General features: G+C 39.7%; 11 protein-coding genes. 3 read left to right on the forward strand and 8 right to left on the reverse strand.

What is annotated here, in order from left to right:
- Positions 1-265 precede the first annotated feature (265 nt).
- The 4 genes from tuf to rpsL form a co-directional block, all read right to left on the reverse strand.
- On the reverse strand, positions 266-1453 hold the full coding sequence (tuf, locus tag BAU15_RS03800) for an elongation factor Tu (RefSeq protein ID WP_161841446.1): 1188 nt from the start codon (positions 1451-1453) through the stop codon (positions 266-268).
- 146 nt (positions 1454-1599) lie between these two features.
- On the reverse strand, positions 1600-3687 hold the full coding sequence (gene fusA / locus BAU15_RS03805) for an elongation factor G (RefSeq protein WP_161841447.1): 2088 nt from the start codon (positions 3685-3687) through the stop codon (positions 1600-1602).
- An 82-nt stretch (positions 3688-3769) separates the two neighbouring features.
- On the reverse strand, positions 3770-4240 hold the full coding sequence (gene rpsG / locus BAU15_RS03810; protein ID WP_010767911.1) for a 30S ribosomal protein S7: 471 nt from the start codon (positions 4238-4240) through the stop codon (positions 3770-3772).
- A gap of 63 nt (positions 4241-4303) precedes the next feature.
- Positions 4304-4717 carry a 30S ribosomal protein S12 gene (rpsL, locus tag BAU15_RS03815; RefSeq protein WP_010767910.1) on the reverse strand — a complete coding sequence of 138 codons (414 nt, stop codon included), beginning with the start codon at positions 4715-4717 and terminating at the stop codon, positions 4304-4306.
- Positions 4718-5088: 371 nt separating this feature from the next.
- Between rpsL and rpiA the strand changes: the two genes are divergently transcribed.
- From rpiA to gpmA, 3 genes are all read left to right on the forward strand, one after another.
- Positions 5089-5766 carry a ribose-5-phosphate isomerase RpiA gene (gene rpiA, locus BAU15_RS03820; RefSeq protein ID WP_161841448.1) on the forward strand — a complete coding sequence of 226 codons (678 nt, stop codon included), beginning with the start codon at positions 5089-5091 and terminating at the stop codon, positions 5764-5766.
- 145 nt (positions 5767-5911) lie between these two features.
- Complete coding sequence (locus BAU15_RS03825) at positions 5912-6505, forward strand: recombinase family protein (protein ID WP_161841449.1); 594 nt, start codon at positions 5912-5914, stop codon at positions 6503-6505.
- A gap of 276 nt (positions 6506-6781) precedes the next feature.
- Positions 6782-7468 carry a 2,3-diphosphoglycerate-dependent phosphoglycerate mutase gene (gpmA, locus tag BAU15_RS03830; RefSeq protein ID WP_161841450.1) on the forward strand — a complete coding sequence of 229 codons (687 nt, stop codon included), beginning with the start codon at positions 6782-6784 and terminating at the stop codon, positions 7466-7468.
- 1212 nt (positions 7469-8680) lie between these two features.
- Here the strand turns inward: gpmA and BAU15_RS03835 are convergent.
- The 4 genes from BAU15_RS03835 to deoB form a co-directional block, all read right to left on the reverse strand.
- Positions 8681-9871 (reverse strand): iron-containing alcohol dehydrogenase, encoded by a 1191-nt coding sequence (locus tag BAU15_RS03835; RefSeq protein WP_161841451.1) that lies wholly within the window; start codon positions 9869-9871, stop codon positions 8681-8683.
- A gap of 95 nt (positions 9872-9966) precedes the next feature.
- Positions 9967-10674 carry a purine-nucleoside phosphorylase gene (deoD, locus tag BAU15_RS03840; protein ID WP_161841452.1) on the reverse strand — a complete coding sequence of 236 codons (708 nt, stop codon included), beginning with the start codon at positions 10672-10674 and terminating at the stop codon, positions 9967-9969.
- Between the two features lie 78 nt (positions 10675-10752).
- A complete protein-coding gene (locus BAU15_RS03845) occupies positions 10753-11571 on the reverse strand; it encodes a purine-nucleoside phosphorylase (protein WP_161841453.1) in 819 nt (272 codons plus the stop codon).
- A 10-nt stretch (positions 11572-11581) separates the two neighbouring features.
- Positions 11582-12748, reverse strand: coding sequence for a phosphopentomutase (deoB, locus tag BAU15_RS03850; protein ID WP_161841454.1), 1167 nt, complete (start codon positions 12746-12748; stop codon positions 11582-11584).
- Between the last annotated feature and the right edge of the window lie 67 nt (positions 12749-12815).

Raw genomic sequence — 12815 nt, forward strand, 5'->3', positions numbered from 1 at the left:
GTGGCTTATGGCTATCGAAACTTTGCAAATCTACGTGACCGCATCTATTTAGTTCAAGGCTTAATTTTTGAAGACGTTAAAGACAACAAAAAGAAGCTCCAGCTAAGCAAAGCTGCTTAGCTGGAGACACTGTACTCTATTCAATTTGACCCTCACCAACACTATTTGACGAAGAGCCAAAAAAAACTAGCCCATACCACCGAAGTGATAGGGCTAGTCTATAGTCCGAATATAATGTTACAAAAATGTTGATGTGGGAATCAAATTAAGCTTTGATTTCAGCAACAACACCGGCACCAACTGTACGTCCGCCTTCACGGATTGAGAATTTAGTACCAGTTTCGATAGCGATTGGGTGGATTAATTCCACTTCAATTGTTACGTTATCGCCAGGCATAACCATTTCAGTACCTTCAGGTAACTCAACAACACCAGTTACGTCAGTTGTACGGAAATAGAATTGTGGGCGGTAGTTAGTGAAGAAAGGAGTATGACGTCCGCCTTCTTCTTTAGATAAAACGTAAACTTCCGCTACGAATTTTGTATGTGGAGTGATTGTTCCTGGTTTAGATAAAACTTGTCCACGTTGGATATCTTCACGAGCAACCCCACGAAGTAACGCACCAATGTTGTCACCAGCTTCAGCGTAATCCAATAATTTACGGAACATTTCAACACCAGTTACAGTTGTTTTTGAAGTTTCTTCTTCAATACCAACGATTTCGATTTCGTCACCAACACGTACTTGACCACGTTCAACACGGCCTGTAGCAACAGTACCACGTCCAGTGATTGAGAACACGTCTTCGACTGGCATCATGAATGGTTTTTCAGTATCACGTTCAGGAGTAGGGATATACTCATCAACTGAAGCCATTAATTCCATGATTTTTTCTTCGTATGAAGCATCGCCTTCAAGAGCTTTAAGAGCAGAACCTGCGATAACTGGAGTGTCATCGCCTGGGAAGTCGTATTCAGTTAATAGATCACGAACTTCCATTTCTACTAATTCTAATAATTCTTCATCATCAACCATATCAACTTTGTTTAAGAAAACAACGATGTATGGAACACCAACTTGGCGAGATAATAGAATGTGTTCACGAGTTTGAGGCATAGGGCCATCAGCAGCAGATACTACTAAGATAGCTCCGTCCATTTGTGCAGCACCAGTGATCATGTTTTTAACGTAATCCGCGTGTCCTGGGCAATCTACGTGAGCGTAGTGACGAGCATCAGTTTCATACTCGATGTGAGAAGTGTTGATAGTGATACCACGTTCTTTTTCTTCAGGAGCGTTATCGATATCAGCATAGTTTTGTGCTTCCCCGCCGTTATGTTTCGCTAATACAGTAGCGATAGCAGCAGTTAATGTAGTTTTACCATGGTCAACGTGTCCAATAGTACCAATGTTTACATGGGGTTTAGAACGGTCAAATTTTTCTTTAGCCATTTTAAATGTTTCCTCCTAAAAATCCTAAGATTAGTTTTTTATTATTTGATACGCGGTTAAACAACCGCATTATCATCTGTAATTATTTTACCCGAAATTCTTAAAAAAGCATAGTCAAAAATAGGAAATAAGTGTTTTACGACTTATTAGTTATTTCCGCCACCATTTTTCTTAATAATTTCTTCTTGGATAGATTTTGGTACGTCTTCATAGTGGTCAAATACCATCATAAATGTACCGCGACCTTGTGTTGCAGAACGTAAAGTAGTTGCATAACCAAACATTTCTGCTAAAGGAATAATCGCGTTAACGATTTGTGAGTTTCCGTGAGCTTCCATACCTTCAACACGGCCACGACGACTTGTAACGTGTCCCATGATATCACCTAAGTAATCTTCAGGAACAGTAATTGTTACTTTCATCATCGGTTCTAAGATTGCTGGATTAGCTTTCTTAGCAGCGGCACGTAAAGCCATAGACGCAGCAACACGGAAGGCTGTTTCATTCGAATCGACATCATGGTATGAACCATCATAAAGTTTTGCTTTAATATCCACTAATGGATAGCCAGCAAGAACCCCATTGTTCATTGATTCTGCTAATCCTTTTTCAACGGCTGGAATGTATTCACGAGGAACCACACCACCAACGATAGCATTTTCAAATTCGAATCCTTTACCTTCTTCGTTCGGAGTAAATTCAACCCAAACGTGTCCGTATTGACCTTTACCACCAGACTGACGGACAAATTTACCTTCAGCTTGAGTAACAGGTGCGCGGAATGTTTCACGATAAGATACTTGAGGTGCACCAACGTTAGCGTCAACGTTGAATTCACGTCTCATACGGTCTACTAAAACGTCCAAGTGAAGTTCGCCCATTCCTGAGATAACTGTTTCACCTGTTTCAACGTTTGTTTCAACACGGAATGATGGATCTTCTTCTGCAAGTTTTTGTAGAGCAACACCCATTTTATCTTGGTCAGCTTTTGATTTAGGCTCAACAGCGACTTGGATAACTGGTTCAGGGAATTCGATTGATTCAAGGATAACCGGAGCATCCAAGGCACAAAGTGTGTCCCCTGTTGTTGTATCTTTCAAACCAACTGCAGCTGCGATATCGCCTGAATACACTTTATCAATTTCTTTACGTGTATTCGCGTGCATTTGAAGAATACGTCCAATACGTTCTTTTTTGCCTTTAGAAGCGTTCAATACATATGAACCACTCTCAAGGACACCAGAATAAACACGGAAGAAAGTTAAACGACCTACGAATGGGTCAGTCATAACTTTAAATGCTAATGAAGCAAACGGTGCTTCATCATCAGCCGGACGAGTTGTTTCTTCGTCTGTCTTCGTATCAATCCCTTTAATTGCTTCGATGTCTAATGGTGATGGTAGGTAAGCTAATACCGCATCCAACATTAATTGAACACCTTTGTTTTTGAAAGCAGAACCAGCTAATACTGGGAAGAATTCAACGTTGATTGTTGCTTGACGAATTCCAGCTACTAGTTCTTCTTCAGTGATTTCTTCACCATCAAGGTATTTCATCATTAATTCTTCATCAGTTTCAGCTACAGCTTCCACTAATTTTTCGCGCCATTCTTCAGCAAGCTCTTTGTAATCTTCAGGAATATCAGTTTCTTGAATGTCAGTACCTAAATCGTTTGTATAGATTTCAGCCTTCATTTTAATCAAGTCAATGATTCCAGAAAATGTTTCTTCCGCTCCAATTGGAATTTGGATTGGATGAGCATTTGCTTGTAAACGGTCGTGTAATGAATTTACTGAATAGAAGAAGTCCGCGCCTAGTTTATCCATTTTATTACAGAAAACAACACGGGGAACTTTATATTCAGTGGCTTGACGCCAAACTGTTTCAGTTTGAGGTTCAACACCTGATTGTGAATCTAGAACTGTTACCGCTCCATCAAGTACACGTAATGAACGTTGAACTTCAATTGTGAAATCCACGTGTCCAGGAGTGTCGATGATGTTTACACGATAACCTTTCCATTGTGCAGTTGTTGCTGCAGATGTAATTGTAATACCACGCTCTTGTTCTTGCTCCATCCAGTCCATTTGTGACGCGCCTTCGTGCGTTTCACCAATTTTGTGGATTTTACCAGTATAGTATAAGATACGCTCAGTTGTTGTTGTTTTACCAGCATCAACGTGGGCCATGATACCAATATTACGAGTTTTTTCTAATGAAAATTCTCTTGCCATCTCAGTTTGTACTCCTCTCTTTATTCAAATCGATTGCAAAGTAACTGTCTGCTGCAGCGTTAAGCTGCAGACAGAGAGGATCTTACCAACGATAATGTGCAAACGCACGGTTCGCATCTGCCATTTTGTGTGTATCTTCGCGTTTTTTAACTGACGCACCAGTGTTATTAGCTGCATCCATAATTTCTTTAGCTAGACGTTCTTCCATTGTGTGTTCACCGCGCAAACGAGCGTAGTTTACAACCCAACGAAGACCTAATGTTGTACGACGTTCAGGACGAACTTCAACGGGTACTTGATAGTTAGAACCACCGACACGGCGAGCTTTAACTTCAAGAACAGGCATAACGTTCTTCATGGCTTGTTCGAAAACTTCCAATGGATCGTTCCCTGTAGATTCTTTAATAATGCCAAATGCATTATAGATAATGTTAGCAGCAATCCCGCGTTTTCCATCAACCATTACACGGTTAATTAAGCGAGTTACTAATTTTGAGTTATAAATAGGATCTGGTAAAACATCACGTTTTGCAACTGGACCTTTACGAGGCATCCGTAACTCCTCCTTCCGAAATATTTCTATTGTATAGTTTCATTTGTAAGTTTCAGTTCAAAATTAAGCTTTAGGTCGTTTAGTACCATATTTAGAACGGCTTTGTTTACGGTCGTTAACTCCCGCAGTATCAAGCGCGCCACGTACGATATGATAACGTACCCCTGGTAAATCTTTTACACGTCCACCGCGTAATAGTACCACGCTATGTTCTTGTAAATTGTGTCCAATACCTGGAATATAAGCTGTAACTTCGATTAAGTTAGACAAACGAACACGGGCATATTTACGTAAAGCTGAGTTCGGTTTTTTAGGTGTCATAGTTCCCACACGAGTACACACACCACGTTTTTGTGGAGAGTTCACATTCGTTTGAGATTTCTTGAAGCTGTTATATCCTTTGTTCAATGCTGGTGAATTAGATTTATCCACCTTAGATTTACGAGGTTTACGTACTAATTGATTAATTGTAGGCATTCCTTGTTTTCCTCCTTCCTTAATTCGCTTTGTTAGTCCCACACATCCAGGTGGTTCTTTTTAGGCGATAAAAAATAATGCAATCTCTGCATCCTTTATCAAATATGCTTTGATAAACAGTCAGCACGTCTCTAAACAGAGACCTGTAGATAAAGCACCTTTGTTAGAATAGCATGATTAAGCCCCTCTGTCAACTGACTTTCAGGGTTTTTCTAGCGATTTCCAAAAAAATATAAAGCGACTTAAAAAAAATGGAGACTCTCTATCTTTTTAATAGAAGAAAAGTTAAACTGTAAGAGAAGTTTTCGTGCATCTCAAACGACATGTAAAACCGCAATTTAAACAAATCTTTCTACAAAGGATGAGTGACTATGGAATTAAAGCAAATGGTGGGTATTGAAGCTGCAAAATACGTCAAAGACGGGATGGTCGTTGGCTTAGGAACTGGCTCGACGGCTAAATTCATGGTGGACGAAATTGGTCGCCGTGTAAACGAAGAAGGCTTATCGATTATTGGTGTAACTACTTCTAAAAACACGGAAAAACAAGCATTAGAATTAGGTATTCCGCTAAAAAGTATCGATGAAGTTACAGCTGTCGATGTGACGATTGATGGTGCGGATGAAATCAGTCGCGATTTCCAAGGAATTAAAGGTGGGGGTGCTGCCTTACTGTTCGAAAAAATTGTTGCCACCTACTCAAAAAAATGTATCTGGATTGTTGACGAATCAAAAATGGTCGAAAAACTTGGGGCCTTCCCACTTCCCGTTGAAGTGATGCCTTATGGAAGCCAACAGCTCTTCCATTTATTCGAAGAAAAAGGTTATGCACCTAGTTTTAGAAAAACAGAAACGGGTGAAATGCTCGTTACGGATGGCGGCCATTATATTATTGATCTACAGCTAGATGTTATAGAAGATCCGCGGACGTTAGGCAAATACCTAGACGAATTGGTAGGCGTAGTAGAACATGGACTATTCCTAGATATGGTTAATTTAGTGATTGTTGGTCATGAAAATGGACCTGAAACACTTACTTCCCCTTATTAATCCAAACGAATTTAGTGAAATACAGCAATAAATATTCAAATTATAAAGAAATTTTCCTGTTTTTTACCAAAAAGCTACCATTTCAATTCTCTTTATGCTACATTTTTTATAATAAAGGTTGTAATGAATATAGAGAGGATAAAAAATGAAAATTATTGGTTATGCACGGACGACCATCATTAATGATGATCTAGATAATCAGCTCACTCATTTGACCAAATTTAACTGTCATGAAATTCACCATGAATCATGTACAGATGAAGCGAGTCAAACGGAACATGCTGATTTAGCGTCTGTTTTAAGGTTGTTACAAACAGGGGATACATTGGTAATCTGCCAACTTCATCGTTTAGGTAAGTCAACACGACAACTGACTGAATTGATGCAACAATTTCAACAAACAGGCATTCACTTAGTGAGCCTGCAAGAAGGGATTGATACGCGCAGTGAGTCAGGAAAAGCCTATTTCCAATTAATGGATGGTCTGGCGACAATGGAATGTACCTTGATTAAAGAGCGCACCTTGGTTGGGTTAAATGAAGCGCGTAAAAAAGGCAATATTGGGGGACGTCCCAAAATCGACGGTCGTACGGTTAAACGAATTCGTCGCATGTACTTCGAGAAAAAAGAGAAGATTCAACAGATTTCAAATAAATGTGGCGTCTCTGTCGGTACTTGCTACAAGTACATCAATCTTTCAGAAACAGATGTCCAAAAATTTTTAGAGAAAAAAGCATAAGTTGCTTAACTCAAATAAAATAAGGCGAAATTCACAGGGAGTCCATATTCCCCGAGAATTTCGCCTTATTTTTTTATTTATATTTTATAGTCGTGGATTTAGCTTAAAAAGAAGGAATCAGCCCAAAATGGAAAGTTTTTCCCATGACTTTTTTTTAGAATTTTTCTTTCTTGTGAAACTTTTATCAGTTTTTCAATGGAAATCTCGTTGAAAACATTGTACAATAAGGATGGAATTGAAAATTTCAGAAACTATATTGTAAAAGGAGCGCTATACATGCCAAAATTAGTTTTCTCTCGTCACGGTCTTAGTGAATGGAATGCATTGAACCAATTTACTGGTTGGGCTGATGTTGATTTAGCACCAGAAGGAATTGAAGAAGCCAAAGAAGGCGGACGCAAAATTAAAGAAGCCGGAATTGAATTTGATGTTGCTTATACATCTGTTTTAACTCGCGCAATCAAAACTTGTAACTTCATCTTAGAATACTCTGACCAATTATGGGTACCTCAAGTAAAATCTTGGCGCCTAAATGAACGTCATTATGGTAAATTACAAGGACTTAACAAAAAAGAAACAGCTGAAAAATATGGTGACGAACAAGTGCACATCTGGCGTCGTTCATATGACACTTTACCTCCATTAATGGATCCTACTGATGAAGGTTCTGCAGCAGGCGAACGTCGTTATGCTATGTTAGACAAACGTGACGTACCTGGTGGCGAAAACTTAAAAGTAACTCTAGAACGTGCTTTACCATTCTGGCAAGATGAAATTGCCCCAGCATTACTAGATAACAAAACAGTTTTAGTTGCTGCTCACGGAAACTCATTACGTGCATTAGCTAAACACATCGAAGGTATCTCTGATGAAGACATCATGGACCTTGAAATCCCTACAGGACAACCACTTGTTTATGAATTAAACGACGACTTAACTGTAGCGAAAAAATACTATCTATAAGATTTAGAGGTTGGACAGAAACGTTTAACTCCGAGAAATAAGACAGAATTCATGGAAATTGCTCTTCAAATTTTTAATGGATTCTGACTTATTTCCGAAGGAGTTGCTTCTGACCAACCGTTTTTGTTAGAGGTTGGACAGAAACGTTCAGCTCCTATAGTAAAAGGCTGTGCAGCCCGTCAATTTGACGGATTGCATAGTCTTTTTTTCTAAGCTATGTCCATCAAAAATTTTACAGTCTGGTCACAAGCAGCTCAACAAAGGACGTTGATCTCATTGCTAGATTAGTTCAGCTAGATTAGCTGTAGACTAATTCATTCTATATTGCCCTTACTACTGCCAAAGTTTCAGAGTAATAGATAATCTTGGATTTTCAACCAATAAATGATGGATAAAGCTGAGTGAAATTCTAGTTTCAGCTAACTCCATAAAATTGTCAGCAGTGTCCAATATTCATAGAATTCTATGAATATTGTAGATTTCAAACTGAATCTCCATATGAGATAAAGAGCCTCTTTTTCCTACTAGTGTCTATTCGCACACTTTTTACGTAAAAAATGTAGCGAAATAGATGGTTTTAGCTAAAAAAACTGATAGCCAAGGGATTCTTGCTATTGTATGCTCTGTAAAATAAATCGAAAACAGTGCGAATAGACACTAGTGGACAATTTATGATTTCCAGCTAATAAACACTGGATATAGATTTAAATTCAGACGATTTTTTTACAGAATTTGTCAGGAAAACTCCCTGTTTATACGGTTCTATGGCTTTTATAAATTTTAAACCAAATATTTATTGGAGGATAAAAGCCCACTTTTTCCCCACTAGTCTTTATTCGCACAACTTTCTTAGGGAAAAAGATGGTGAAATGGATGATTTTAGAAGCAAAACCTACTGAGCAATGGATTCTTACCATTTTACTCTCTAGTAAAATACTCAAAAACAGTGCGAATGACGACTAATGGAAAAAATATCTAGCCAGCAGCTTTATATGAAAAATCACTCGTTATTTTACAATCTAACTTCCCAGATAAAAATCAGCTGTTTTAGCAATCGAACACACGATAGAACTGTGTGTTCGCTTGCGGCTCGACTCCTTTATTTTTTGGCAGAGGCCTGACCGCAGGCGAGATTTATCATCACACTAAAAAAGCCTCAGCGGTACAACATTGCTGAGACTTACTATTCTAGTTTAATTTAATCTAATCAGTCTACACGTAGCTTGATTCAGTCATACTTGCTTGATAGATAGCAACGACGTCTTCTTCACTTAACGGTACGAAAGCTTGCGTTGCAATGGCACTTTGCGCGACCGCTTGTTTGGCCATTTCTGCAAATTTCGACTCATCAGAAATCCCAACTTCTGGCAAAGTCATAGGAATGCCACAAGCTTTGAAATAATCATACGTCTTTTGAATCGCTAAACTAGCAGCTATTTCTGGCACTGTTTCAGTAATGCCCCAAACTTCTTTTGCAAAACGAGCAAATTTTGGCGCGGTATCTTCATTTAAGACATGCAACATCCAGCGTGGCGTAATAATCGCTAGGCCGATACCATGAGTAATATCGTAAAAAGCACTTAATTCATGTTCCATCGCGTGACATGACCAAACGCCTTTTTTCCCACTTCCAGTTAAGCCATTCAGCGCCAAGCTGCTGGCCCACATCAGATTTGCGCGAGCATCGTAGTCGTCTGGTGTTTCTAAAGCGATCGGACAGTTTTTGATGACTGACTTCATCAAGCCTTCAGAAATACCATCTTGGACATCCGTTCCCGGCGTTAAATTGAAATAGCTCTCAAATAAATGACTTAAAATATCCGCTGATCCGGCTGCTGTCTGAATTTTTGGTACAGTGAAAGTATTTTGTGGATCTAAAAACGAGACTTTCGGCAAGGTTGACGGGCCACCCATTCCTAATTTTTGGTTCGTTTGCATATTCGAAATAACGGCACCCACATTCATTTCGCTTCCCGTAGCAGCCAAGGTCAAAATGGTCACGATTGGCAATGCTGGTCCATTGAAGCTTCTTCTCTCTAAGACTAAATCCCATGCTTTTTTATCTGAATAAAAGCCGGCTGCTACAGCTTTCGAGCAATCAATTGTCGAGCCACCGCCCACTGCTAAAATAACTTCTATTTTGTGTTCTTTACACAAATCAATGCCTCGTTGCACCGTTTCTACTCGCGGATTTGGCTCTACGCCAGATAATTCAAAAACTTCACAGGTCGCTTCATTCAAACGAGTCATCACTTCATCGTACAGTCCATTTTTCTTAATACTACCGCCACCATAAACTAGTAACACTCGTTGACCATATGTTTTTATTACCTCAGGCAATTCTCCTAAACGGTCTTTCCCAAAGCGAATATCCGTTGAGACATGAAATTTAAAATTTTCCAAAATAACTCTCCTCCTCGTACCTTTTTCTCTATTTTAGCATAGGGACTAAATAAAAGAGCCGGAAAATGTTTCTCCCAGCTCTCTTATTGCTTATTTTATTCACTAATTGCTGTCTCTAAACCGACATGAATCATATCTGCAAAGGTTGTTTGTCTTTCTTCAGCCGTTGTTTCTTCGCCGGTGATAATATGGTCGCTAACTGTCATAATCGCTAAGGTTTGCACCTTAAATTTCGCGCCTAAATAGTACAACGCAGCAGCTTCCATCTCAACACCCATGACACCCAAATCGGCTAATTGCATGGTTTCAGTTAAGTCATCTTTGTAGAAAGTATCTTCTGATAAGACATTGCCGACATGTGTCGTGAAGCCTTTTTCTTTTGCCACTTCATAGGCTTTCAATAACAATTTGAAATCGCCAATTGGTGGAAAATGGAAGGCTTGGAAATTCTTCTCAATCATTGAAGAACTGGTTGCAGCCCCTTGTGCAATAATCAAATCACGGACATGAATGTCTTTGGCTAAAGCACCACAAGTCCCCACACGAATTAATTTTTTCACACCGTATTCGGTGATTAATTCATGGGCATAAATGGTTGCTGAAGGCATCCCCATCCCGGTTCCTTGGACAGAAATCCGCTCACCTTTATAGGTACCTGTATAACCCAACATCCCGCGGACATTGTTATAGCAGACCGCATCCTCTAAAAAGTTCTCAGCAATATATTTTGCTCGTAGTGGATCGCCTGGCAATAAAATTTTATCAGCAATCTCGCCTTGTTTCGCTTCAATATGAACGCTCATAAAAATCTCCCTTCTATTCTACATCTACTCATTATCTACTCTTTTTATTTATCGGAGTGCTTATTTATAAATCGGATTTTATAACACGGCTAAAGTTTCTTTAATCAATGCTTTGAATTCAGCTTTGACACGCTCAGTGGTTTCCACGACTTCTGCATGATTTAGATTGGCTTGCATGCCAGCCGCTAAGTTGGTGATACATGAAATTCCTAAGACTTTCAACCCGTTATGGACAGCCACGATGACTTCTGGAACGGTCGACATACCGACTACATCAGCGCCTAATGTTCGTGCCATGTGAATTTCAGCAGGCGTTTCGTAGGTTGGACCCGTGAAGCCCATGTAGACGCCTTCCTTCATATGAATACCTTTTGCTTGCGCCACCGCGCGGGCTTTTTCACGATAATCAAGGGTATACGCTTGGCTCATATCTGGGAAACGAGGCCCTAAATTTTCTTCATTCGCACCAATTAATGGGTTCGTGCCCATAAAGTTTAGGTGATCAGTAATTAACATCAAATCGCCAGGCGCAAAGGTTTTATTGACCCCGCCACAGGCATTTGTAACTACCACAGAATGAGCTTTAAGAGCCGCCATCACTCGGACTGGATAGGTCACAGTGGCCATCGAATAGCCTTCGTAATAATGGAAACGTCCTTGTAAAGCCAAGACTTTTTTACCGGATAATGTTCCATAAACCAATTTCCCCGCATGTCCTGCGACTGTTGAGACTGGGAAATTTGGAATTTCTTCATAAGCAATCGCAATTGCATCCTCGATCTCATCAGCTAATTCACCTAGACCTGAGCCTAAGATTAAACCAAATTCGACTTCACCAATGCCTTTATCTTTTAGAAAGCTAGTTGTTTCCTGTAATTTTTCACTTAATGTCTTCATCGATACACCTCTATTTTAATAGTTTTAAGAAGCTCGTGCCATTTTCGGTAGCTGCTACGTCAAAATTCTCAGCAATCGTTGCTGAAATATCCGCATAATAGCCTTGACTCAAGGCACCTTGGCCAGCCATTTTTTTGCTATAGACTAGTAACGGTACATATTCACGGGTATGGTCAGTGCCAGGGAAGGTTGGATCGTTCCCATGGTCAGCGGTGATCATCAATAAGTCATCCTCGTCCATCGCTTCAAGTATTTCTGGAATCCGCGCATCAAATTCTTCAATCGCGTTGCCGTAACCAACCACGTCACGTCGATGACCGAATAACGCATCGAAATCGACTAAGTTCGTGAAGCTTAAACCAGTAAAGTCTTTTTCCATAACCGTTAATAGTTGGTCGACACCATCCATATTGCTCTTCGTACGAACAAATTCTGTAATCCCTTGGCCATTGAAAATATCATTAATTTTTCCAACCGCGATTACATCTTTACCAGCCTCTTTCAAGGAATCTAATACTGTTTCGCCAAATGGATCCAAGGCATAGTCATGACGATTGCTTGTACGGGTAAAGTTACCTGGTTCACCTAGGTAAGGACGGGCAATAATTCGACCAATCATGTACGGTTCATCTTTAGTAATATCGCGGACATACTGACAAATACGATACAATTCTTCTAACGGAATGACCTCTTCATGAGCAGCAATTTGAAGCACTGGATCGGCAGAAGTATAGACAATTAAATCGCCCGTTTTCATTTGATGCTCGCCGAAATCATCAATTACAGCAGTCCCACTATAAGGTTTATTGCAGACAATTCCACGACCAGAAAAGTCAGAGATTTGTTTTAATAATTCATCTGGGAAGCCATCTGGAAAGACGCGGAAGGGTTTCTTAATATTCAAGCCCATAATTTCCCAATGCCCAGTCATCGTATCTTTCCCCACAGAAACTTCTTCCAGCTTCGTTGCATAGCCTTTGTGATCTGCCACTGAAGCAACCCCTTTGAGCGGACGAATCGTACCCAAACCTAAGTTTTCTAAATGAGGAATCTTCAAGCCTGCTTGTTCCGCAATATGACCTAATGTATCTGAGCCAACATCGCCAAACTTCTCAGCATCTGGCGCTTCTCCAATACCGACTGAATCCATCACAATCAAATGTACACGTTTAAACATGTCTATTCCTTCTTTCTATTATTTTCATTTATTATCATACCTTATCTGAGTAAAAAAAGGGCAGACA

This window comes from Candidatus Enterococcus huntleyi (genome assembly GCF_009933175.1).
Taxonomy (GTDB): domain Bacteria; phylum Bacillota; class Bacilli; order Lactobacillales; family Enterococcaceae; genus Enterococcus_K; species Enterococcus_K huntleyi.